The following is a 23,065-nucleotide window of genomic DNA, read 5'->3' on the forward strand; positions in this document are numbered from 1 at the left end:
CATCCGGCTCAGGATGGGCGCTAAGGGGTTCAGAGGTTGATAGTCAGTCCTTGATACATGTCCGAGGTGACGTAACCGACCGTCGGGTTTTCCATCACCTCGAGCTGCAGCTTGAAGATGCGTGCCGCGTCCTTGTCTTTGTTTGCCCACTCAAACCAGATCGGCACGGCGATTTCCTGGAATTTCTGGAGATCTTCTGGGCCAAGACGGTTTATCTCAATGCCTGCATCGATGAACTTTTGCCAAGCCTCCATGTCAGCCTTCTGGATCGCGCCGAAATGGATGTTCGAATAGACTTGAATTTCATCCTCGACGAATTTCTTGAGATTGTCCGGGAGCTGGTTCCAGACGTTCATGTTGACGGCGAAATCCATCAGGTCGACGGGCTGGTACACCGACATTAGTCCTGCCGGCCCCATGGAGATGTATTTGGTCACCTGCTGGAATCCGAGCGCCCAGTTGACCGCCGGCCCCGTGTAGTCGGCGGCATCGATTGTGCCTTTCTCCAAAGCGGAGAAAACCTCGCCGCCCGGAAGCAGCGTCGTCTTTGCGCCGGCCTTTGCGAACGTCTCGGCGATCATGCCGCCCGGCACCCGCAGCTTCAGGTCCCTGAAATCCTCGAACGAGCGAATCGGTGTCTTGGAGTGGATGATGTTCGGGCCGTGATGAATGCGGTTGACGTAGTAAAGTCCCTGCTTCGCGTACAGATCGCGCGCCGCCTGGAGACCGCCCTTCGAATAGAAGAAGATGTCCCATTCATGCGGATAACGCAGCCCCATCGTGTACGAGGACAGGAACGCCGCAGCAGGAAGCTTGCCGGCCCAGTAAAGTGAAAATGAGTTCATCGCTTCCAGGACGCCGTTCTTTACTCCATCGAGGAGTTCGAAATCACCAACGATGTCTTTGGCCTTGAAAGGCTGGAATGTGAGCTGGCCTCCCGTCTTGTCCTTGATGGTCCCGCACCAGTTCTGAAAGGTCTCAAGTCCGACGCCAGCCGGCCACGAGGTTTGGATCTTCCAGGTGATTGTATCAGCGGCTCCGGCCCTTCGAACCCAGGGAGCGGTAACCGCCGTCGCCGTTAGCCCAGCGACAAGTCCACTCGTCTTCAGAAATCTTCGCCTTGATTGGGAACGCGATTCTCCGTCCATTGTCTTTCCTCCCTATTCGGCAAGTGGACAAATGATGGGTCCGCCGCCGTTCTCAAAGACTCAAAACCAATGACACAAGGATTTCCCTTTTTGTGGCTCACAGCTGCCCCTTATCGCAATCGTTTCCGGCTGAATTGCCAGCGCCACAAACGAGAGCGAAAGGAACCGGCGCAGCTTGCGAGTAACATAGCGCGGCGCCAACATTTTCAACCACCACGTGCCCGACCATAGCATGCATGTGCGGCTTCGATAAATCCATCCCTTGAGCGGGTTATCCTTGGTAGGCATCGATCGAGACTTTACTTGTGCGGCTGAATCGCCGGAGCCCGTGAGCATGCCATGCAGCATAATCTCATTCGTTATCACATCGGCGTGTTTTGGCCCTCGGATGGCGGGCCAGCTCAATCGCGCCCAGACAAAATCCCATCCTACAGCCCGAGATATGCCCGCCGCACCGCGGGATCGTCGATCAGATCCTTTGCGGCACCCTGGTGGACGATGCGGCCGCTCTCCATGACGTAGCCGCGGTCGGCAACCGACAGCGCCAGGTGCACGTCCTGTTCGACCAGCAGGATTGTCACGCCTTGCGCGCGAATGGCCCCAAGCACCTCCATCAGTTGCTCGACCACCACCGGTGCCAAGCCAAGACTCATTTCGTCGATCATCAGCAGCACCGGCGCCGCCATCAGCCCGCGCGCCATGGCGCACATCTGCTGCTCGCCGCCCGACAGCGATCCGGCAAGCTGGCGCCGGCGCTCGCCGAGGCGGGGAAACAGCCCGTACATGCGTTCGAGATCGCGCCCGACCGCCTGGTCGTCGTCGCGCCTATAGGCGCCCATCAGAAGGTTGTCCTCGACGCTCATCCGATCGAAAAGCTGGCGCCCTTCCGGTACGTGCACGAGGCCAGCCGCGAACGCCTCGTCGGGCGTCATAGGCGCTATGTCGCGGCCGGAGAATGCGATCGCGCCGGTCGAGCCGATCACCCGCGAGAGCGCCCTGAGCAGCGTCGTCTTGCCGGCGCCGTTACCGCCCACCAGCGCGACGATCTCGGCCTTGCTGACCGCCAGCGAAACATCGCTCAGCACCGGCATGCCACCATAGCCGGCGCCCAGCCCGGCGACTTTTAGAAGAGCGCCCGCGCCGCTCGTCTTCCCCTCGGTGTTTGGCGCACTCATGCCCGCCTCTTGCCAAGATAGGCCTCGATCACCGTGGGGTCGGAAAACACTGCGTCCGGCACGCCGTCGGCGATCTTTTCGCCATGGTGCAATACCAGCAGGCGGTCCGACAGGTTCTTGATCGCCTTGATGACATGCTCGATCACCAGGATCGAGATGCCACGGTCGCGCAGCTTGCGGATGACGCCGATCACCTCGTCGATCTCGACATGGTTGAGCCCCGCCATCACCTCGTCGCACAGCAGAAGCTTCGGCTGCATGGCCAGCGCCTTAGCGAGCTCGAGCCGCTTGCGGCCCGGCCCGCCAAGCTCGTCGGCGCGCTGGCCGGCGAATTTGCCGAGCCCGACGAAATCAAGATAACCTTTCGCCCGGTCGCGCGCTTCCGGCAGGCCGCCCTCGTTGCGGCCGAACAGGGCGCCGACGGCGACATTGTCCAGCACTGAAAGGCCGGGAAACGGCCGCATGATCTGGAAGGTGCGGCCGATGCCGAGCCGGGCGCGGCGGTAGGCGGGCAGCTTCGTGATAGACTGTCCCTCGAAGACGATGTCGCCAGAGCTCGGCGCCAGCGTACCGCTGATCAGGCTGACCAGCGTGGTCTTGCCGGCGCCGTTGGGGCCGATGACGCCGAGGATCTCGCCGTCGTCCAGCTTGAAGGAGACGTCGTTGACGGCGATCAATCCGGCGAAGCGGCGCGTGGCGTGGCTGATTTCCAGGATCGTGCTCATATGCGGTGCGCCCGGATGTTCTCTGCAAAATAGCGCCAGCCCGATTTGCGGAACCGCCGCACCACGTCGGCCAGGCCGCGCGGCATCAGCACGACGGCTGCGACCACGACCAGGCCGAAGAACAGGCTGGCGAGGCTGGTCACTTGGCTGGACAAGAATTCCGACACCGCCGAGAGGCCGAGCGCGCCGATGACCGGCCCGAGGACCGTGCCTGGACCGCCGAACACCGCCATGATGATCATCTTGACGTTGAGGGTGATGTCGAAGGCGCTTTCGGGGTCGAGGAAGGTAATCCAGTAGGCGTGGATGCCGCCGGCCAGCGCGCTGAACACGCCTGAAAGTGCGAAGGCCAGCACCTTGTAGAGCGTGGTGTTGACGCCCATCACCGCCGCACCTTCCTCGTTCTCACGGATGGCGATCAGCCCGAAGCCGAAGCGGCTCTTCGTCAGCCAGTGGACGGTGAGCGTCGCCAGCACCAGCAGGCCGAGCGCCAGCTCGTAGAACAGCGGGTCGTTGTTGAGCGGCGGCAGCACCAGGCCGATGTTCTGGCCTGCGAGCTCGACGTTGGAGACGATGGCGATCATCACCTGCGCCAGCGCCAGCGTCGCGATCGCGAAATAATGGCCTTTGAGCCTCAGCACCGGCAGGCCGAGCAGGACGGCGAAGGCCACCGCCATTGCCACTCCGAAGGCGAGGCCCGCGGCGAAGGGCAGCTCCCACTGCACCATGGCGATGGCCACGCCATAGCTTCCGAGACCATAGAACACCGAATTGCCGAAGGAGGCGTAACCGGCATAGCCGCCGATGATGTTCCAGCCCTGCGCCAGCACCGCCAGCAAAAGCGCGTTGATGCCGAATTGCACCAGCACGTCCGAGCCGAACCAGGGCACCGCCGCCAGCACCACCACCGCGAGCGCGCATAGGCCGATGCGGGCCGCGTTCATGTCGTCTTGCCCAAAAGCCCGCTTGGCCGTGCGATCAGCACGGCGACCAGCACGCCGAAGCTCGCCACGTTGCCAAAGGTGGCGCCGATATAGAGCGCGGCGAGCGACTCGATGATGCCGAGCACCAGGCCGCCGACCAGCACGCCGAAAGGGTTGTCCAGTCCGCCGATGATGGCGATGGCGAAGCACTTGGCCGTCAGCGTCGCGCCGATATACGGGTTGATCTGCGACACCGTGCCGTAGAGCCCGCCGGCTGCACCCGCAAGCCCGATGCCGATGCCGAAGGTGACGGCATAGAGATGGCGCGGCTCGACGCCGTAGAGCCGCGCTGCCATCAGGTTCTGTGCCGTTGCCCGGATGGCGCGGCCGAGCCTGGTGCGCAGCAGGAACACCCACATCGCCACCGTCAGCGCCAGCGCCACGCCGAAGGCCATCAGCCGTGCCTGCGGCAGCACCAGTGGCCCGAGCGCGATGCTGTTGCCGGCATAGGGCGGATTGATGGTGCGGAAGTCGGCGGAAAAGGCGAACTGCGCCAGATAAGTCAGCACCACCTCCAGCCCGAAGGTGATCAGAAGCGTGTTGAACATCGGCGCCCGCACCACGAGGTTGAGCAGGCCACGCTGCATGCCATAGCCCAGCGCGAACATGAGAACCGCGGTGAGCGGCAGGCCGAGGAACGGGTCGATGCCGAGATAGGTGTAAAGGTGCCAGGATAGATAGGCACCCAGCATGATGAAGGCGCCATGCGCCAAGTTGAGGATGTTGAGCACGCCCCAGACCAGCGCCAGCCCAAGCGCCATGACGGCGTAGAGCCCCCCGAGCAGCACGCCGTTGATGAGGATTTGCGCGAGCAGGTCCACGATCGCCCCTCCGATGCCCGCTGCCGCCTGGCTATCGCGCGTTCCAGGCCGGCATCGGATATCTCGGCTTTTCGATCATGCCTGTGGCGCCATAGATCGCCTTGAGCTCGTTGTCCTGCACCTGAACCACCGTCTGCGGCAGGTCGATCTGACCGTTCTCGCCAAAGGCGATCTTGCCGTAGAGGCTGTCGAAATTAATTTTGGCCAGCGCATCGCGCACCTTGGCCGGATCAGTGTCGCCCGCGTTTTCGATCGCTTGCGCCAGCGCCTCGACATCGGCCGCGCCCGAAGCTGCGTGGTAGTCGGGGTCGTAGTTGTATTTAGCCCTGTAGTCCCTGGCGAAAGCGGCGGCGTCGCCAAACCATTTATCTTTCAGCTTTGCCGAGGGCAGCCAGGCGGTCATGCCAAAGGCGTAGTCGGCATCGGCGCCGAGCGCCTTGCGAAAGTCCTCGCTCGGCACGCCGACGGTGAAGGAATACATCTTCGGCGCCACCGCCAGGCTCTTTGCCTGGCGTACGAAGTTGAGGATCTCGGTCTCGTGGCCCGCCACCAATACCACTTCGGCGCCGTTGCTTTTGATCTGCGACAAGAGCGAATTGAAGTCGCTGGCGTTGGAGCTGTATTTCTCGTCCATGACGATGTTGAGCCCGGCTTCCTTGAGCAGCGGCCTGGTGCCTTCGGCGACCGACACGTCGAAGGAGTCGTCGGCATAAAGCAGAGCCACCGTCTTGGGCGCCGGCTCAAGCTCCTTCAGCATCTTGACGGTCGAACCGAAATAATTGCTGGCCGGCGCCAGCGTGCCGAATATGTATTTGAACTTGCGCGAGAAAATCTGATCGGAGGCACCGCCGCCCTGGACCATCGGGATCTGGTATTTTTCGGACACAGCCGAATCGGCAAGCGCGAAATTCGACGCGAATGGACCGAGCAGTAGTGCCACCTTGTCATTCGACACGAGCTGCGTGTATTGCCGCACGCTCAGGTTCACGTCCGACTGGTTGTCGTAAATCTTCAGCGCCAGCTTACGCTTTTCGCCGCCGACGCTGACGCCACCGGCCGCGTTGATTTTCTCGATGGCAAACTCGTAGGCGTCCTTGTAGTAGCGGCCGGTATTGGCCGAAGACCCCGTCAACTGCACGGATGCACCCAGCACGATGTCGTCTGCCGCTGCCGCATTTGAAGAAAGTGCGAGGGCCGCACCGGCGAGCATAGCGCCGAGCAGCGAAATCGTTCCGTTTGACATGGTGTTACCTCCCTACGAGTCGCGTATTTCTTACCTTCGGTAGCGAGCAATACCGCAGGCTGAAATTGTCAAAACGCTCGAACTGCCGAACGCCTACGTCAATCTCCTTAGCTGACATTGAAACCTGGAGCTTAGACGTTTCAAGGCAATAGAAGTGACGCGACATTCGATATGTGCAGCGGTCAAATGTGGTGCACTGCAACAAAAATTGCGCTGACATCGTTCTGGTGAGCGTCGGCTGTTGCACGTGCATCCGGCGATCTACTGCGCCTTGCTGGCGGTTGTGAAAGATGGTGCGCTTGTCGCGCGCAGCACATCGAGTAATCGGCAGCCACCCATAACGTTTCGAGTGGGCCCGGCTGGTGAAAGAGATAGGCGGAAAGGCGGCGCGATTTGCTGCGCATTATGGGCAGTGATGGAACACTTCAGCCTGTGGCGGTCGCCAGGTTAGTGCTGAGTTCGAAAGCGATTCCCGAACCTTCGGTATAGGACTGCAGCACGGGCGCACTTTCGCTCACGATGTCCTCCACGATGCGCTTGCGTTCCTGATCGCCCATTGCCTTGCCGGCAGAACTCATGCCGACCAGCGCCATCGTGTTCAATCGCAAGAGGGGCCTGCCGTCCTCGAAACCTATGGTACGCGACATCGCCCTTGACCGGACGTCGTGGAAGCCGGTGCCCCGGAGCAGCGCCTCGAGTGGCGCAGCGTCCCCAAGGCTGTGCCGCATATCCTTGATTGGGCCCAAGTGGCGCTCCGCGACGCGGCGCAGCGCCCGAAAGAAGGGGACCTCATCGTCAGAGCGCCAGGTGGTTACCGCCAATCTGCCGCCTTTCGCCAGCGCTTGCCGCATCTGCGATGCCGCCGCAGCTTTGTCCGGAAAGAACTGTAATCCTTGTTGGCAGACGACGATATCGAACTGCTCTCCGTCATGAAGAGGCAGGGCGCTGGCATTGCCCTCGCGCCAGTCGATGTCTGGTGCCACAGCGCGCGCAACGGCAAGCATGTCCGGATTGACGTCTATGCCGACAACGCATGCGGCTTCACCGAGCCGCTCCCTGGCAACGCGTGCCACGATTCCCGTTCCGCAAGCGATGTCGAGGACACGATCGCCTTGAAACAAACGCACTTCTTCGAGGGTCATGTCGGCCCACGGCCGGAAAAGAGGGCGTACGAGCCACCGCTCGTACATCTCCGGGAAAGTTGCCTGGTTCATCGCGTAGCTGGGCAGGGTCATGTTTGCCCCAACGGATCTCGGCAGCCCTGTCCTGCATTGACACTGCTGCCTTAGTGCAGCGCAAGTATACTCCCATGCTCAGCCGCCGGCGAGATTGTCGTAGGCGTGCACCGTTCGGCGTAATTCGGAAGCTGCAAGCGGGCGGGTGGACTCTCTGGCGGTTGAAATAGCTTGAGAACTCGGCAACTTCGGCGCCGCTCACGCCTTTCTCCGTACGGACCCGCGCCTGCGAAGGAGAGCGTCGGGTCGGGCGGCGCGCACCAGCATCATCTCGCCGATCTTCTCGGGCGTGATGAGCCCCATAAGCTGACCCGCCGTGTTCGCCACCGCCAGTGCCGGCGCTTGCCCGGCCTGCATCAATGGAAGAGCCTCCTCGAGCGGCTTCTTGTGATGAATGGTGGGCATATCGGTCCGCATTACTTCCGACACATGGGCGTCCCGGCCCTTATCTTCGAGGGCGCGGATCATGTCATCCTGAATCAGAAGGCCTGTCAGTCGGCCGGCAAGCGAGCGAACTGTGTCACCATCACGTCCCCGATCAGGAGACTGGAGGAAGCATCGCGGAGCAGCGCATCCTGAGCTTCTGCAGTGGCCGCTAGATAGACGAAGATGGCGATGAAGATGAGCGTCGGCCACGGCAATGACGAGTTCCTGGCCAGGTTCGTCCGGCATTCGCTCGAGGCGGGCAAGCCCGCCGATCGGCAGCAGGGTCACGTTGGGCGTGCTTATCCCGAAATAGCGGGCCGCGAAGACATGACCAAACTCGTGAAGCACGACGCAGAGGAACACGGCGAGGATGAAGAGCACCCCGTCCACGCCGCCTGGGATCCGCCGATCTGGTAGTGCATCAGCCAGATCCAGACCAACAGCAGTGAGAACGTGATGTGGAGGCGAACTTCGGTTCCGGCGATTGTCGCAATCCGCAGTGACCATGCCACTTCGCGTGCCTCCTTTACTCCAACCTCGAAGGCTCACCGGGGGATAATAGGCTGGCAGTTGATGTCTATCAGATTTTCCACTCGCCCGACACCCAGCGCCAGCCAGGCGACACGCGAAGATCTGCCGCATCGCGCCCGACCGCTGACGGCCAATCGGGCCTCGACAGCTTATAGGCATACGAACGTTCCGGATTGCGTTGAGGGCGATGGCGACAAGGTCCGGGGAGGAGTGAGTTCTAACGATCGGGTTGGCCAGACCGTACGAGATCATACGGAGGATATGGGTTGGCTAATGGCGGTTGTTCCACTAATTTGAGGAAGTGCGGCATTACGCGATTAGAGCGAAAGGCTGGCTTTCGATGGCGATATGCAAAGTAGAGTGAATGCGCCATCCGATGATACGATCGCGCGGCCCCAGCCGCTCTTGCTATGCAGTCTTGGGCTACTGCAAAAGTCGAAAAAATTCAGCAAAAACAACCCCGATCGCGGGCATACTTCATCCAGCTAAAGGCTTCGTGGATATAGCGAATGCTGAGGGTAGGCGATGGCACAGGTCAGTGAATTTCCGCCTGCACTACCGGGCACGTCAGGGCGGGGCCCGCCCGTTATTTCATTTCAATGGCCATACCTCAACGACGCCGTGCGCGACAGCGCAGGGAACATGCGAGATTTTGTCGATAGCGTCGCCCAGGTCGGCAGCTTCGATCACGGCAAATCCGGCGATCGGCAGGTCTGACGACATGAAGGCGCCCTCGCGTGTTTTCACACCCGATGCATCCGGATTACGCACCTGCACCGGCGTCCCCACCCTCCCTATCAGGGCGCCTTCCGAGCGCAACCTCGCGTCCTGTTCATGAGCAGCATCCCTGACGGGTTGGGGCGTGCGATCGTATCCAGCCCGATCGCCATATTGGATCGTAACGAATTTTGGCATTGTGAGGTCACCTTTCAGGGGTTTCGACGTGAAGCTCGGGTGACGGCCTCGTTCGGGTATGACGAGATGGGGCAAGCCTGCCTCGCGTGAGCCGTCTTGGCTTCGTGGCTAGGAGACCATCACTGCATGTCTTCACGGCCAGAGCCGTGCAAGAAGGACTGGATCTCATCCATGTCGATCTTCCCGTCGCCATTCTGGTCGATTGCAGAGAAGATGCGCCCGACAGCATCCTGAACCTCGTTCTCGGACAACGATCCGTCGCCATTCGTGTCCAAGAACGCAAACATCAGTCGCATTCCAGCTCCGCGCATCATACGCGGGCCATGGTGTGCAGCCATCCTGTGCTCACCAGCCGGACCGCCGTCACGGTCTTTACGCCAACGGTCGCCATGACGATCTGCATCGTCCCGAGCGTTGTCATCCTCTTCTAGACGATTGTTGACCATCTCGGAGCTTCGATCCTGTTGCATCCTCTCCCGGATGGCTTGGTCAACCATCTGGCGGATCATTTCACGCGTTGGGCCGCCCGCTTGCCCATTCGCATCCGGCAACTGCCCGGCGCCAGGCTGTTCGGTCGCCGGGGGAGGCACAGGGGTTCCGTTTGTCTGGGCGAAAGCAGGGAAAGTCGCGAATATAAGAACGGCGGCCGCAGCCGACGTGCAGCGAGGGAATCTCATGACATGCTCCATTGGTTGGCCGTGGTCTGCCTCAAGCGGATTGGGCTGCCCAAACTGGCGGTATGCTCGATTGTTCCGGCTGGTGTTTCTTCGGCAAGGAGGACATGAGTGACGGTTGGGCAAACATGGTCAGAGCCATCGAGATCCGGAGCATCAGGTGGCTCATTGTGGCGTCCTCGTTTGGAACGCTGATGCTTGAAACGGGTGTTATAGCGGACCTTGCACGGGCTGGAGCCGGGAATTCGAAAACCCGCAAGTGAGATCGATTCTGAAAGCGTTCCTCAAATATCCCGTTGATTGTTTATTCCGACCCGCGCATTATCTCCACGGGTGGGGACATGACGAAATTACCAGACGCTACTGATGTCGACTTTGTGGTGGAGATTCCGCCACAGTTCGAGAAATATGCCGATGCCGCGATGCTTCGGCTGCAGGTACTTTACCCTGCTTGCCGCATCGTGAGGCAAGACGGTGAAATATCAGTAAGGTCATCCGGCTGGCTTGCCGAAGATCAGTTTCGCAAAGATGTTCTGCACTTCCTCTATCGTGAGAAAATCTATACAGAAACTCTGGCGATGCGCCAGGCGCTCGTCGCCGCGGTCACGACGCGATGAACGTCTGGCCGCTGAAGTTCCGCGAGATGCCGGGCGGTTCGGTATTGTTGTGCGACGATGCGGGCGGATTTTTCAAGTCGAGCCATGGCTTCCTGGATCGCTACGCCGCCGATAGCCTGATTACCGTCGACGAAAGCTTTCTCAGGGAAGGCAATCACGGTTTCGATCGGGAGTTCGACCTCCCCTGGACATCGTTCGCCTACAGGTGGGCGAGGCGGCAGGCGAGGCCGGCGAGAATGAACTACGTCATCCTCGTGCCGACGCTCAGGTGCAATCTTGCTTGCGGTTATTGCCAGGTCTCCCGGGTTGCCGAGAAGGCTCGCGGCTTCGACTGGTCGGTCGAGACCCTTGCCAGCGTTCTTTCGTTCCTCGGCCGCTTGGACGGTCCGGACATCAAGATCGAGTTCCAGGGTGGCGAGCCCTTGCTTCGGGTCGATCTCCTGCAGGCCGTTCGCGATTTCTGCCGCGGAAAGTTTCCGCAATCTCAATTCGTCGTCTGCACGAACCTGCAGGCACTCGACGAGCGTGCATGGGCTTTCCTGGATGCGGATGACACATTCGTCAGTACGTCGTTAGACGGAGACCGGACCACGCATGAGCGTCAGCGGACCCACGGCAGTGCGGTCACCGATGTGTTCCTTCGAAATCTCGAGGCGACCGTTTCCCGCTATCCGGAAGGGAAGATCTCAGGCCTGCCCACGGTGGATGTGGCCAATCCGCCGGACTTCAACGCGCTGCTGGACAACTACGAGCGCTACGGACTCCGGTCCGTTTATCTGCGCCCGATGAACCATCAAGGGTTCGCGCGCAAGATTCAGCAAGGCGACAACGTCCTCGCGCGCTGGAATCGTCTCCATTCGGAATTCATCGACCTTCTCATCGCCCGCAACCATCGGACCGGGCGCTTCATGGAAGAGTACTACTTCAGCCAATGCCTGAAGCGCGTGCTCCGGTTCGATGCCGACAACCACGTCGACATACGCAACCCGAACTTCTTCGCCTCCGATTATGTCGTGATAGATCACGATGGCCGTTTCTATCCGACGGACGAAGCCCGGATGCTATCGAGGATCGGCCACATCGATCTCAGCATCGGCGATGTGAGGACAGGAATCGACCGTGAAAAGGTTGACGTTCTCAATTCCGGTGCATTCAACCACTTCGATCCGGATTGCATCCACTGCGCGTACCAGCCGTTCTGCGGCACTGACGTGATCGACGACATCTCCCGGTATGGCCGCATTGACGTTGCGCGGCCTGACACATGGTTCTGCGGCCGCCACTTGTCGCTCTTCGACAAGGTATTTGAAATCCTCTACCGGAATGACGAGCCGACGCGCGCCTCGCTGGCCGCCTGGCTCGGGCTGGGCCGATGGGACGACAGCATGGCGCCGGCACACCAATGATACCCTTGCGCATCAAGGTGGAGGCAAACGCTGACCAGCCTTTCGTGGTCCGGCTTCGCTCGTTTGAGGCCGTTGGCCGCGGACAAAAGACTGAACAACTGAGTCCTTTCGAGGTGGTGCTGCACCGCGTCGGCCCGGAAGGCGCCTACTACGTCGGCGAGGGCGGTCCGATACGAATTCTTGGCATTGATCCCGCCAAGGTCGATGGAGACGTGCTGCTCGTGAACCCGCGGCGCGGAACCGCGGATCGCCTCATCCGCAGCTTGTCGCGGCACAACACGTTTCTAGTGACGGAGCGCTGCGACCAAGTCTGCCTGATGTGCTCCCAGCCGCCCAAGAGGCATCATGTCGACCTGTTCCCATATTTCGAGACTGCGGCGTTGCTGGCTCCGGAAGGCGCAACGATCGGCATTTCCGGCGGTGAGCCAACCCTTTTCAAGGGACAGCTTTTCGATTTCTTGCAGCGGGTCTTGTCCGCACGTCCGGACCTTTCTTTCCATGTCCTGACGAACGGCCAGCATTTCGGCGAAGGAGACCGGGAAGCGGTGAGCCGTATCGATCGGGGCAGGGTGGTTTGGGGTATACCTCTCTATTCCCGCGATGCCGCCGTTCATGACCAGATCGTTGCGAAGGCCGGCGCGCACGAGCAGCTGTTGGAAAATCTCGCGCTCATGTGCCGCCTGGGTGCCCAGATAGAGCTCCGCACCGTGCTAATGCGTCCGAATGCGGACGGGCTGCCCAAACTCGCAAGCTTCGTCGCCGCGACTCTGCCGTTCATCCGGACGTGGGCGATCATGCAGATGGAGAACATCGGATTCGGCCGGATGAACTGGAAGACCCTCTTCTACGACAGTTCGGAGGGATTCGACGTCGTCGGCCGTTCCATCGATCTCGTCAGGAGCCGAGGGATAGATGCCTGGCTCTACAATTTCCCGCTGTGCACGGTACCGGAGCCCTACCGTCTCCTGGCGCCATCCACGATCTCCGACTGGAAGCGCGCTTACCGGGAGGAGTGTGACGGATGCTCGGTGAAGGATCGGTGCGGGGGATTTTTCGAGTGGCATCCAGCGAACCACGGATATAGCAACTGGGGGGCTATCCAATGACGAAACGGCTTTTCGCGATACCGTGGCTGCTCGCGGCGGGATTCTTGCCAGCCAATGCGCAGGCGCTGCCGACCAAGCCAACTTTGGACGGCGATGCCGGAAAGACGAAGTCGCTCTTCGACATCTTCAAGCTCGACCACCTGTATACGCTGGCCGGACATCGCAGCCACAGCAGTCACAGCAGCCACAGTTCGCACTCCAGCCATAGGTCGTCGACGGGCGGCTATTCCTATGTCCCGCCGGCGCCGAGCGAACCGGCTCCGTTGTATAGTGCCCCTTCAACGCCCGCGCCGAGCTACCAGGCGCCGGCGATCGCCCAAACGCCCGCGCCGCTCAAGACGCTTCCGGGCAACGCCTACAAGTTCAAGGAGATCGTCCAGGAGGTCCAGTTCGCCCTGCTCGCATTCGGCTACTACAGCGGCGAGATAGACGGCGAGATGAATCCTGAATTGAGGGCGGGGCTGTTGCGCATGCAGGCCGACTACTCGCTCAAGGTCACCGGGACGATCACGCCCGAGACGCTGACTGCGCTGAGGATTGAAGCGCGCTAGCTACCCGCAAGTTGCAGGGCCAGGCTGCATGAGCGAACCAGCTAGTCGGTGCTGCGGCCTTGAAAACATTCGACAGGCCTTGACGGAGGGCACGCGCGAAACCAGCCGCGACGTGCCGTCAAACAGCAGCGCCGCGCCGGTGTGCCTTCCATCGCTTTCCCCTGCAAGGAGAGCTGCTCCCAGGCTGGCGGACTGGTGGTGAGGATAGGAATTCCGTTCCCTAAGCCGTCAATCCTCGGCTGGTGGCCCGATCTGGGCGAGTTTAGCCCTTGCCCCAGCCGCAAGGAGCTTCGCCTCCCGCATCAGCGAATTCCAATTCAGGCCGATCAGGAGAGCAAGTTCGTGCGCTTGGGCCTCGGTAATGCCGGTTTGTTCAACGAGCCTCTGGGACGAGCGATGTCGTCTGGTCCTCACCTGTCATTGGCTGGTCCTCCAGCCCCCGATCTGCCGCAACATCTGAACCGTGGATTGGTTCCGTAAAAATTGATGGAAAGAAAAAGCCCGACAGGGGTCCGCCGGGCTTGAGCTTGGGCTTTGCAGCGGCGGGGACTAGACGCGGGGGGTGGGGTGCCGCTGCAACGAGGCTGATTGTGATCATATCGGAGGGTGGTTGGCAATCATCATCAAATCGGATGAGGGCCGAATCGTCTACCCTGCGACTCGGCCCTTACAGCCCGCAGCACTGTTCCAAGGAGTTTAGGGACACCTAAGTGCGCGCGCCGGCTGGTGGTCAGGATAGGAATTCCGTCGCTAGGACGTGAACAGAGAGGCCTAGCCGACCAAAAAGTGTCCCACTCTGGAACGAATTCACGGCGTGGCGATTTAGAAGATGCAGTCGATCCGCCGAGGTGTAGCTGCTCTCTCCGTCGCAGAAAAGCCCGTCGCTCACGCTCATTAACTGCGGCGGGCTTTGCTCTCGCTGGGCCGAGCCGGATTCAGTTCCTACGAGTTTGCGTCTTTCACTCTTCCTGCTCACCCAGCGCTCGTAGCAACTGAGTGACGGATTTCGGCAGCGTCGGTTTGACCATCTAGTCCAGCCGCTTGCACAGCCTCTCTCTTACGAAGTGGCTAACTGCCGAAAGATTTGGCCTGACTCGTCAAGGCTGGACCTTGTGCAGCCGCATCCAGTAGGGGACGGTCTCATGGGCGGAACTCGCCCGGAAGGCACGTTCCCAGATGGAATTTCCCTGCGAGAACGTCTCCCAGCCCAACTCCAGTCTAAACCCAAGCACCTGCCGTTGGGTCAAGGGTCGCGGGAACCTCCTCCCGAATGCGAGGGGATGGGCTTCGAGGCGATCCTCGGCCCAGCAAGCGCACGATGCCGTTCGGGCTCGGCCGACAGCGGCCTCCGGATCCCGCAACTCGGCGCCCGAAGCACTTGATTTCAGGGAGCGGAGAACGCTGCCACCCCGTTGGGCCAACAAGCAGGCCTGGGACGGCGGCGCCTCCATCGTCTGGCACGGGCGGCTCGGGGTCGAGACCGCTCCTGTGCTGTCACACGATTTTCCTGCCGATTGGCACGTTCAGCCTTCCACATAGACGATGCGGCGCGTCGAAGGCTCAACCAGCACCGGCCGGTTGTTCACATAGACATACCGGTACCGGTAGTTCGGGATCTTCTGCAGGGCTACCGTCGCAGGCAGGGTCGGGCCTGTCACAACCTTGCCTTGAAGGTAAACAGGCTTGACACGGTGCTCGGTGATGTAGGTGCGCACCTGTTCGGGGGGAGTGATCACGGTACCAGCCGCACCGCCGCCCACGATCCCCGCCGCGCCGCCCACGGCAGCGCCAACTGGACCACCGATGATAGCGCCGGCTATCGCTCCGGTGGCGCCGCCGGCGACGGCTCCAGCATTAGCCTGATCGCGAGGAGCTTTCACGACCGCGACGCCTGAATTGGCCGGCCGCTCGGTTAAGACGATCCGATTGCCGCCAAATTCTGCGGTGACGTAATCGGAATAGACCCAGCCTTGACCACCGGCCTCGGCGATGGTGCACCATTTCGAGTTTTGCAGACAGCCGTTCAGTGTGGCCGTCTGGCCCGCCCGCAGCACGCCGATCACCGGATACTGCGAGCCCGGACCAGCACGAACGTTAAGGTTTGTAGTGGCGGATACGGGAGTATCGGCAAAAGCTGCGCCCGACAAGGCGATAAGCGCGCCTGCCACTGTAGGTAACAAAAGCCTTCTCATGGTTCTGTCTCCATTTCATGATTCCCTTCAGAGCCAAAAACGAGGAAGAGCCATGTGCGTTCCGCTGGCGGAATTGCTGAACGGATATCATTGGGGTCGCTCTGCTGCCCCTTCTAGACATGTCATCGTCGAAGCGGTCGATCTCGCCGGATGCCATCGACATGGCTTCACACACCACCGGCGGAGCACAGACTCGTTGAGGTTCGACCGCTGGAACAGCCATCGTCGCGAGGAGAAGTGGCGCAGCTCTTGAAATGCCGGCACTACTGACGCTATATAGCGTCATAGTTTTTGGCACTGCACGGAGGTGCTGCGATGGGCCTGGCACAATATGCGCATGACGGGTTGTTCGCACCCAAGAAGATTGCGGACGCTTTCCGCACTACGAGCGAGGAGATCGCGCGTACCGCTGGTCTGGGCAAGGACGCGGTCCAGCGTCGGGAGCGAGTGCGCTCAGACAAGACGCAGCGCCGCCTGCGCGAAATGGTGGAAATCGTGAACAAGGTCGAGCCGCGATTTGGCTCCACGCTCATGGCGTACGCCTGGTATCGGTCCGAGCCGCTGCCGGGATTTTCGGGGCGGACGGCCATGCAGCTCGTGCGGGAGGGTCGAGCCGATGACGTCCTCGACTTCATCGACGCGGTCGATGCGGGGATTTACGCCTGACCATTGCCGCCATCACCTATTCGGGCCGGCTCTACCGCGCCCTCAATCCGGTGTATGCCCGCGAGCCTATGTCGGGACGCGGTGCCGAGCTCTACGGAGGGCGTTTCAACCCCAAAGGAATGCCGGCGCTCTATGCGTCGACCTCGGTGCTGACGGCTTTGCGCGAAGCCAACCAAGTAGGCGATCTGCAGCCGACGACGCTAGTCGCTTATCGTGCCGAGATCGAGGCCGTCTTCGATGCGGGCGACCCCACTGCTCTTGCAGCAATGGGCCTCGATGCGGCGGTCCTGGCCGATCCAACATGGCGCGATCAGATGAGAGACCATGGCGAGGCGCATACACAGCGATTTGCCCGTGAGCTGGTCGCGCAAGGCTATAATGGCCTGCTCGCGCCGAGCTTCGCCAAGCGCGCCGCACTCGGCGACTTGAATCTGGCTCTGTGGCGATGGGGTGACGCTGCCCCATCCAGGCTCGAGCTGATCGACGACGAGCACCAGCTCGGTTGATCTAGCCGGCCGCTGCCCGCGTTGCCAACTATACTGCCTTCGACAGGAGCCGGGAACTCAAGTCTGACGGAAAGAGTGCTTGCACTTTCAGCCCACTAAGGTACCGCTGTGCTTAAGCCATCCGGGTCATTTCGTCGCCACCTAGCGCGACCTTGTCGATCATCTACACCGATTGGGAAGTGCCATCAATTGGAGGTTGGAAGACGTGCCGGAGAGCGTAACGATTACGAAGCCGTTCGCCATGGTGCAAATCATCGCTGCTTTATCGATTCTGATCCTCACGGCCTTGCAGAAATCCCGGATAATGTTGGCCGCGGACCCCGCGTGCAGGTGCACGTTGCTAGCCCTGATCCTTTCGCCCCCTCCGATCAGGTCTCCGAGTGGTCGAACGGCGCGGCCAGGTTGCTAGATTATTCGCCATTCGAAGTCGGTCAGATTATATGGGCTCATGCGGAGCGTGAATCAGATATCGCCGCAGCTTGAAAGCCCTGACCGTAGCGATCGCGTTGGCCGAACGTCATTCCTCGGTGATTTGGCCCGAACGACAACATAGCGTGATCGGCGCTGGGCCGCGCATGTCGAACAAAGCCCATGCTGGATCTCCTTCGCTCGTCATGAACGAGGAAATGTGCAGGTCTCCGGAGAGCGAGATCATGACCTCCGGCAGTCGTGCAAACGTCGTCAGTTTGTCGACATTCTGTCCGAGAAGCTTGGCAAAGCTCGGTGCCCACAGGTCTTCGTCGCTCCAACTGCCACACAGAATGGAGCGCTCCTCCTCTATTCGCCAACTCCATCCGATCATTAAGCCCATCTCACCCTGTGGCTCGCCGGGGCTTCCATCTCGACGCGTTCGAGGCGTCAAATTGCCAAGCTCAACAAAGAGGGCCGATCCGTGGCCCCGCCAGACATGGGAAACGGGCATACCGCGAGCGGCGGCGGCGAAGTCGGCTATCGCATTTTTCATGTGCCTGATGATGGCGGAACTCTAAAGGCCCTGCAAACCATCTATTCTGTTCATCAGCATTTATGAGTTCACGCCCTAGTTGTCGGGTGCGGATGGCGCGTTGTTATCGGGCCGCCCATACTCCGAGAGCTTGCCATTCATCTCTCGCGGGTGGCGGACTCAAAAGCAAATCGATTTCTGGGAAGCTGAACGAAGTCGGAACCCCCGGCGGGCGCCGGTGTTCCTTCATGTAACGGAGGATGAAACATGGCAGCGCCGCGGGCGGTTTGGAAGGGTTTCCTGAAATTTGGATCGGTCGCATGCGGCGTAAAGCTGGTGGGAGCAACCACTGAGGCGGGGAGGGTCCATTTCAAGATTCTGAACCGCGAAAACGGCTTGCCGGTCAAGAGCGCCTATATCGATGAAGGAACCGGCGACATCGTTCCTTCAGAAGATCAGATCAAGGGCTACGAGGCCGAGAAGGGCGACTTCCTCGAAGTCGAGCCGGACGAGATCAAAAAACTGAAGCTTACGTCGCAGCATACGCTCGACATTGAGGGCTTCGTCGCGATCGATGAGATCGACACGAGGTATCTGGAAAAGCCCTATTACGTCATTCCGGCCGACGGTGCCGCTGTTGAGACATTTTCGGTGCTGCGGGAAGCAATGGCCAAGAAGCGGGTCGCGGCACGATCTTGTGTTGTGCTGTATCAGCGGGGCAGGGAAGTCATCATCCAGCCCTTCGGCAAAGGAATGCTATTGACCGAGTTGCGAACCAATAACGAGATGATTTCAGAAACGAGCGTCTTCGACCACGTGAAAAGCCCCAAATACGACAAGGATCTCCTCGAAATTGCTGGGCTGCTGATCGACAAGAAGGCAACAAAGTTCGACCCCTCGAAATTCGAAGATACCTATGAGGATGCGCTGATCGCCATGATCGAGGCCAAGCGCAAGGGCAAGAAGCCGCCCAAGCCGGCGCCGAAACCCAAGGAGAACGTGGTGGACCTAGCTGCAGTGCTGAAGAAGAGCCTCGCCGCGGAGGGCATCAAGGGGCGGCCAAACGCAAAGCCCGCGCGAAAATCCGCATAGCATGGCAACGGACGGCCCCGTTCGGATTCCTTTTGTGGGGACAGCATGTGCAACGACTATGAGCAGCATGTCGCCTGGGCCGAATATTGCCGGATGATGGCTTCGCTGGCGCTGAAGATCCCGGCTCATCAAACTGAACTCGATCTTCCCCAAGCTGATGATATCCGCATCAATGATCCGGCGCCGATTATGCTCGCTGCCGGAGACGGAGTTGAACTTGCGTCGATGACGTTTGGGTTTCCGCCGGCCGGCCCGAAGGGAGGGCCAGTGTTCAACTTCAGATCGGAAGGACGTCGTTTCGCTGACAGCAAACGCTGTCTGGTCCCGGCCTCGGCGTTCTTCGAATTCACTGGCACCAAATACCCGAAGGCGAAACACCGCTTCACTCTGAACGGCGCTCCTTTCCTGGCTATCGCCGGGCTCTGGCGGGAAGCGGCCGGCAACAAGCCGCCCACCTTCACCATGTTGACGACCGATCCCGGGCCGGATGTCTCGCCATATCACAATCGCCAGGTGGTCGTTCTTCAGCCCGAAAACTGGTCAGCGTGGCTTGATTTGTCGAGACCGGAGAGAGAGTTGTTGCGACCCTTGCCGGCGGGATCGTTGTCCGTTGAAACGGTACGGCCAGAGCGCGCCTGAGTTCAGTTGCGGAGAGGCTCCGGCACACTGAGCGGTCCAATCTCGAAAATCCGCTGATAGAGGCCCTTGCGGCGCCAGGCGCCACGTGCGCGTCCATTCTCCCTGTCGCGCTTGGGATCGAACATGATCCCGCCGAAGTGGTCAAGGAATGCGGCGGCGGCATCGCGATCAGCGAAACAATGCAGTCGCCATTGCTCCTGCTTGCCGTCTTCCCAGATCGCGATCACGGATCGCGTCCGGCAAGATAGCCGTTGCTCCTCAAGAAACCGCCGGATCAGCGTGAAATTGTGTGCCGTGCAGATGTCGTCGGGCAGCGCCACCTGGTGCGGCATATCGCGATCGATCATCGTTGGCGGCGGAATGCTTCGGCTGCGGGCAGCCATTAATTGCTCAATTTCCGTCGTCTGGTTTCAAAGGCTTGCTGCAAATCGATGTCGGTCTGGTCGCGCATCGCATCGGAAAGCGATATCGCCAGGTCAAGGCTGTCGGGGTAGATCGCCATGATCCAAGCGGCCGTCAGCTCTGTAATCGCCTGCTTCTGGCTGACATCTGACAGTCCACGCAGGTGCTTTGCCATCTTTTGAGCTGCTCGGTGGATGGCAGGCATTTCGCGCCTGACGGTTGCGTAGATTTCGGGCTGCTCGGCTTCGGTCGCACGCGTCGGTTTCATGGTTCTGTCTCCTTTCGCAAACAGTGAACGAAAAGAGAACAAAAAGTCAAGACTCACCTTGACCGCATGAGAATATGTTCCTCAATTCAGAGGATGCCGGAACAACCTGAAAAGTGGCCACGAGGCCAGGCTTGGACGCTGATGCATGCCCATGAGGCAGGGCAGATCGCACGCATCTCCTGCGGTCATTGCCACATAACACGACATTACAAACCGATCGAGCTGCGCGAGGTGATCGGCAATGTCACCATAAACCAGGTGCGAGAAAAGGTACGTTGTCAGGCCTGCGGCAAGCGGGAGTGGATGTCGGCGGAACTCTTCCATCCCTACGGACAGGAGCTTGTGAGCATCCGTTTCCGGCGCCTTAAGGAAATACGATGGGAAAGGCGTGTGATTTGGCGCGACGAGTAAAGTCTATTTGAGAACCGTCAAGTTATGAAACTCTTCGAAACGACCAGGGAAATTGCGTGCGAGATACCGCACCACCCTGGAATTATCCATCAGCCGGTCAAAATAGCGGCAGGCGGCCACGAGTTCCAGGGTCGCTGGTCCGCGCCGGTCGAGCGCATTCAAAAATGCGCGGCTAAGGTTGGCCAAATCGCACTCCATTTCTCCCCTCCGGTCTTCGGAAAGGCTGGCGAGCTCAGGTTGCGGATGGAAATCTTCAACCAGGAGCGACCGTTGCGTGAGGGCGACGAGCATCTTCACATAGTTGAGACTGACCGGCCCCCTGGCAATCATCAAGCGCGCAATCTCTATTTGCCGGACCGGAAGCACCGTCCGCAGCAATGCGAAAAGCCCCGCGGGCCCGGTGCAGTCCCTCAGCAGATCGAGGACGTCCGGGCAGATCTCGCCGGCTGAAATCGGATTGGCGTCGGCGGAGATAAGTTGCGATGAGGTCTGCGCAGGCGGCGAGCCGCTGATTCTCCGCGCCAATGTATTTGGCATTGTGGCAAGGCCTTCGGATGCCAACAGGTCGCGGAACTGCCCGTCGCCTGCTATCAGGCGTACCGCCACTGCGATCGTGTCCAAACGCTGCTCCAGTTCTTCCACCTCTGCGATGAAGGCACGCTTGCGGCTGCATTCGGCGTCGTAAATCCTAAGGAACTCGGGAGTGGAACGGCGCATCTTCGGGCGTAGCTGATCGGAGGCCAACGCCCCGGCATGTCGGCGGTCGTTGTTGAGGAGAATCTTGTGGGCAGCTTCCCGGCTCAGCCGCTTCGGCCTCATGTTGCGCTCTCGACAGCGACCCGCTCCGCCAGAGCAAGCAGCGGCATCAATGTGGGGAAAACATAGGAATCCAGAAACGCTCCGTTGTGGGCGTGCAGATCACGTTTGCCGGCGATCTCACGGGCGGGAGCAATCAGGTAGTCTCGAATGGTGAGGTCGCCGGGATTCATCCGGATCAGGACATAGATGTCCGCCAACGGTTGCCGATCAGTCTTCACAAACCATCGTGGATAACCGAAGTAGGAGGCTCTGCAGCGCGCTATTGCGATCGCAACAGTGACTTCCTCGTTGATCTGCACGATGCCTGTCTCCGCGTCATAGGCCGCAACCGCGCCTCGCGCTTCAACTGCGGCCACGAAATCCTGAATCGCCTGCAGCCTCACGGCATCCAGTCGTCGGTTGACGTGGATGTAGCGGTAGTTCTTGGGCGCCTGGTATCCGATCAGCTCATAGGCTTTGACGAGTGTCCCAAAGCGCCACCAGTATCGTTGGGCGGGCGGGCAGTCGGGTGCGGCGTCGATGATGAAGGTGGACAGGGCACCACGGCGTGCCAGCAGCGCCTTGAGGGCGTCCAACATCTCCTGATCGGACATGTGGCGGTGGATAGTCTTAAGCAAAATCTGCGCGCGTCTGAATAGCTTGCGATCGACGATCGGCTCCAGGACGTTCTCCACCCGAAGCCACTGTTCAGGAGGATTGTGGACTCGATGGCTTTTGAGCCTGGTCGAGCCCCTGTTCCAGACGCTGTTGCCAATGTAGTTCTCGTTGGTCAGCAGCGAGTGGACAGATTCTCGCGTCCAGCGGCGCTCCAGGTCGGTCAGCAGGCCGCGGTTGTTCAGGGTTCGGGCAATCTCAAGCTGTGACTTTTGTGTTCTGACAAAGTGGTTGAAGATCCATCTCACGGTCGCAACCTCGTCGGGCGGTCCATGGATCAGAACGATGCGATCCGTCTGCAGGTTCTTGTACTCGTAGGACGACAGGATGCCTTTGGGACGCCCATGTTGATCGACAAGCAGTCGCCGCAGGCCAAACCCTGCCTTGCCGCCTTGTCGAAAACCCATCCGGATTAGCCTCGCCTGGCCAATGAAGACTTTCTGCGACAGCATTCTGCTGTGCTCAGCAGCCATGCTGCGCTTGATCGCCTTGAGCACATCGGATCCAATGCTGCCGTCATTTGCGAACTGTTCAGCGCAGAACTCGATCCGCACACCTGCCATCTGACATCGATACTCGTATGCGGCGCTCTCATCGATATTCTGGAATCGTCCCCATCGGCTTACGTCGTACACCACGACGGTCTCGAAATCGGCTCTCCCGATTTCGACATCGGCCAGCAACTGCTGAAGGCCGGGGCGGCCTTCGAGGTTGAGCCCACTGCGGCCCGCGTCCTCGTAGGTGGCGACGATGTCGTAACCCATGAGATCCGCATAGTCGCGGATGGCATCCCGCTGATTTTCGATCGAGTAGGCCTGATACTCAGTCGACATGCGCAGGTATTGCGCAGCGCGAACCCTTCGCCTCCCGGCAGGCGGATTGCCATCCTCTGCAAACTTGTCCATCGCCTTGCACCT

At 60.2% G+C, this 23,065-nt stretch carries 24 protein-coding genes and 1 pseudogene; 9 read left to right on the plus strand and 16 right to left on the minus strand.

Annotated elements, in window-relative coordinates:
- Positions 1 to 29: 29 nt before the first annotated feature.
- From dctP to FJ423_RS16815, 10 genes and pseudogenes are all read right to left on the minus strand, one after another.
- On the minus strand, positions 30 to 1,148 hold the full coding sequence (dctP, locus tag FJ423_RS16770) for a TRAP transporter substrate-binding protein DctP (RefSeq protein WP_140843212.1): 1,119 nt from the start codon (positions 1,146 to 1,148) through the stop codon (positions 30 to 32).
- A gap of 428 nt (positions 1,149 to 1,576) precedes the next feature.
- A complete protein-coding gene (locus tag FJ423_RS16775; protein ID WP_140843214.1) occupies positions 1,577 to 2,323 on the minus strand; it encodes an ABC transporter ATP-binding protein in 747 nt (248 codons plus the stop codon).
- Positions 2,320 to 3,048, minus strand: a complete 729-nt coding sequence (locus FJ423_RS16780; protein WP_140843216.1) for an ABC transporter ATP-binding protein — start codon at positions 3,046 to 3,048, stop codon at positions 2,320 to 2,322. The genes FJ423_RS16775 and FJ423_RS16780 overlap by 4 nt, the downstream gene beginning before the upstream one ends.
- Positions 3,045 to 3,992 carry a branched-chain amino acid ABC transporter permease gene (locus FJ423_RS16785; protein ID WP_140843218.1) on the minus strand — a complete coding sequence of 316 codons (948 nt, stop codon included), beginning with the start codon at positions 3,990 to 3,992 and terminating at the stop codon, positions 3,045 to 3,047. The genes FJ423_RS16780 and FJ423_RS16785 overlap by 4 nt, the downstream gene beginning before the upstream one ends.
- Positions 3,989 to 4,852: a branched-chain amino acid ABC transporter permease gene (locus FJ423_RS16790; protein WP_140843220.1), complete on the minus strand. Its 864-nt coding sequence runs from the start codon at positions 4,850 to 4,852 to the stop codon at positions 3,989 to 3,991. The genes FJ423_RS16785 and FJ423_RS16790 overlap by 4 nt, the downstream gene beginning before the upstream one ends.
- Positions 4,853 to 4,883: 31 nt before the next feature.
- Positions 4,884 to 6,095, minus strand: a complete 1,212-nt coding sequence (locus tag FJ423_RS16795) for an amino acid ABC transporter substrate-binding protein (protein WP_246680185.1) — start codon at positions 6,093 to 6,095, stop codon at positions 4,884 to 4,886.
- Positions 6,096 to 6,520: 425 nt separating this feature from the next.
- Positions 6,521 to 7,330 (minus strand): methyltransferase domain-containing protein, encoded by an 810-nt coding sequence (locus FJ423_RS16800; RefSeq protein WP_140843222.1) that lies wholly within the window; start codon positions 7,328 to 7,330, stop codon positions 6,521 to 6,523.
- Between the two features lie 198 nt (positions 7,331 to 7,528).
- Positions 7,529 to 8,268, minus strand: a pseudogene (locus FJ423_RS16805) (site-2 protease family protein).
- A gap of 610 nt (positions 8,269 to 8,878) precedes the next feature.
- The gene (locus FJ423_RS16810; protein ID WP_140843224.1) at positions 8,879 to 9,202 is read right to left on the minus strand and encodes a transcription initiation protein; all 324 of its coding nucleotides are present in this window, start codon (positions 9,200 to 9,202) and stop codon (positions 8,879 to 8,881) included.
- 119 nt (positions 9,203 to 9,321) lie between these two features.
- Entirely contained in the window at positions 9,322 to 9,711 is a 390-nt protein-coding gene (locus tag FJ423_RS16815; RefSeq protein ID WP_246680186.1) for an EF-hand domain-containing protein, read from the minus strand.
- Positions 9,712 to 10,217: 506 nt separating this feature from the next.
- Between FJ423_RS16815 and FJ423_RS16820 the strand changes: the two genes are divergently transcribed.
- The 4 genes from FJ423_RS16820 to hxsA are packed head-to-tail and all read left to right on the plus strand — an operon-like array spanning position 10,218 to position 13,556.
- Entirely contained in the window at positions 10,218 to 10,493 is a 276-nt protein-coding gene (locus FJ423_RS16820; RefSeq protein WP_140843228.1) for a hypothetical protein, read from the plus strand.
- Positions 10,490 to 11,899: a His-Xaa-Ser system radical SAM maturase HxsB gene (gene hxsB, locus FJ423_RS16825; protein WP_140843230.1), complete on the plus strand. Its 1,410-nt coding sequence runs from the start codon at positions 10,490 to 10,492 to the stop codon at positions 11,897 to 11,899. The genes FJ423_RS16820 and hxsB overlap by 4 nt, the downstream gene beginning before the upstream one ends.
- On the plus strand, positions 11,896 to 13,005 hold the full coding sequence (hxsC, locus tag FJ423_RS16830) for a His-Xaa-Ser system radical SAM maturase HxsC (protein ID WP_140843232.1): 1,110 nt from the start codon (positions 11,896 to 11,898) through the stop codon (positions 13,003 to 13,005). The genes hxsB and hxsC overlap by 4 nt, the downstream gene beginning before the upstream one ends.
- Positions 13,002 to 13,556 carry a His-Xaa-Ser repeat protein HxsA gene (gene hxsA / locus FJ423_RS16835; protein ID WP_140843234.1) on the plus strand — a complete coding sequence of 185 codons (555 nt, stop codon included), beginning with the start codon at positions 13,002 to 13,004 and terminating at the stop codon, positions 13,554 to 13,556. The genes hxsC and hxsA overlap by 4 nt, the downstream gene beginning before the upstream one ends.
- Before the next feature lie 1,523 nt (positions 13,557 to 15,079).
- On the opposite strand, the gene FJ423_RS16845 is transcribed toward hxsA, so the two are convergent.
- Positions 15,080 to 15,748 carry a DUF1236 domain-containing protein gene (locus FJ423_RS16845; protein ID WP_140843239.1) on the minus strand — a complete coding sequence of 223 codons (669 nt, stop codon included), beginning with the start codon at positions 15,746 to 15,748 and terminating at the stop codon, positions 15,080 to 15,082.
- Between the two features lie 315 nt (positions 15,749 to 16,063).
- Here FJ423_RS16845 and FJ423_RS16850 point away from each other — a divergent pair, with 315 nt between their 5' ends.
- On the plus strand, positions 16,064 to 16,414 hold the full coding sequence (locus tag FJ423_RS16850; RefSeq protein WP_140843241.1) for an antitoxin Xre/MbcA/ParS toxin-binding domain-containing protein: 351 nt from the start codon (positions 16,064 to 16,066) through the stop codon (positions 16,412 to 16,414).
- 11 nt (positions 16,415 to 16,425) lie between these two features.
- Positions 16,426 to 16,920 (plus strand): RES family NAD+ phosphorylase, encoded by a 495-nt coding sequence (locus FJ423_RS16855; protein WP_140843243.1) that lies wholly within the window; start codon positions 16,426 to 16,428, stop codon positions 16,918 to 16,920.
- A gap of 517 nt (positions 16,921 to 17,437) precedes the next feature.
- Here the strand turns inward: FJ423_RS16855 and FJ423_RS16860 are convergent.
- Complete coding sequence (locus FJ423_RS16860; protein WP_140843245.1) at positions 17,438 to 17,884, minus strand: hypothetical protein; 447 nt, start codon at positions 17,882 to 17,884, stop codon at positions 17,438 to 17,440.
- A gap of 246 nt (positions 17,885 to 18,130) precedes the next feature.
- Here FJ423_RS16860 and FJ423_RS16865 point away from each other — a divergent pair, with 246 nt between their 5' ends.
- Together FJ423_RS16865 and FJ423_RS16870 are read left to right on the plus strand one after the other, a co-directional pair.
- Positions 18,131 to 18,955 carry a Ku protein gene (locus tag FJ423_RS16865; protein ID WP_140843247.1) on the plus strand — a complete coding sequence of 275 codons (825 nt, stop codon included), beginning with the start codon at positions 18,131 to 18,133 and terminating at the stop codon, positions 18,953 to 18,955.
- A gap of 45 nt (positions 18,956 to 19,000) precedes the next feature.
- On the plus strand, positions 19,001 to 19,594 hold the full coding sequence (locus tag FJ423_RS16870) for an SOS response-associated peptidase (RefSeq protein ID WP_140843250.1): 594 nt from the start codon (positions 19,001 to 19,003) through the stop codon (positions 19,592 to 19,594).
- A gap of 2 nt (positions 19,595 to 19,596) precedes the next feature.
- On the opposite strand, the gene FJ423_RS16875 is transcribed toward FJ423_RS16870, so the two are convergent.
- Together FJ423_RS16875 and FJ423_RS16880 are read right to left on the minus strand one after the other, a co-directional pair.
- Complete coding sequence (locus FJ423_RS16875) at positions 19,597 to 19,977, minus strand: hypothetical protein (protein WP_140843252.1); 381 nt, start codon at positions 19,975 to 19,977, stop codon at positions 19,597 to 19,599.
- Positions 19,977 to 20,264 (minus strand): hypothetical protein, encoded by a 288-nt coding sequence (locus FJ423_RS16880; protein WP_140843254.1) that lies wholly within the window; start codon positions 20,262 to 20,264, stop codon positions 19,977 to 19,979. The genes FJ423_RS16875 and FJ423_RS16880 overlap by 1 nt, the downstream gene beginning before the upstream one ends.
- A gap of 141 nt (positions 20,265 to 20,405) precedes the next feature.
- Here FJ423_RS16880 and FJ423_RS16885 point away from each other — a divergent pair, with 141 nt between their 5' ends.
- Positions 20,406 to 20,675, plus strand: coding sequence for a hypothetical protein (locus FJ423_RS16885; protein ID WP_140843256.1), 270 nt, complete (start codon positions 20,406 to 20,408; stop codon positions 20,673 to 20,675).
- A 3-nt stretch (positions 20,676 to 20,678) separates the two neighbouring features.
- On the opposite strand, the gene FJ423_RS16890 is transcribed toward FJ423_RS16885, so the two are convergent.
- Both FJ423_RS16890 and FJ423_RS16895 read right to left on the minus strand, forming a co-directional pair.
- Entirely contained in the window at positions 20,679 to 21,494 is an 816-nt protein-coding gene (locus FJ423_RS16890; RefSeq protein WP_246680187.1) for a plasmid partitioning protein RepB C-terminal domain-containing protein, read from the minus strand.
- Entirely contained in the window at positions 21,491 to 23,053 is a 1,563-nt protein-coding gene (locus tag FJ423_RS16895; protein ID WP_140843258.1) for a recombinase family protein, read from the minus strand. Before FJ423_RS16895 ends, FJ423_RS16890 begins: the two co-directional genes overlap by 4 nt.
- Positions 23,054 to 23,065 lie beyond the last annotated feature (12 nt).

Source organism: Mesorhizobium sp. B2-8-9 (assembly GCF_006439475.1).
Classification (GTDB): domain Bacteria; phylum Pseudomonadota; class Alphaproteobacteria; order Rhizobiales; family Rhizobiaceae; genus Mesorhizobium.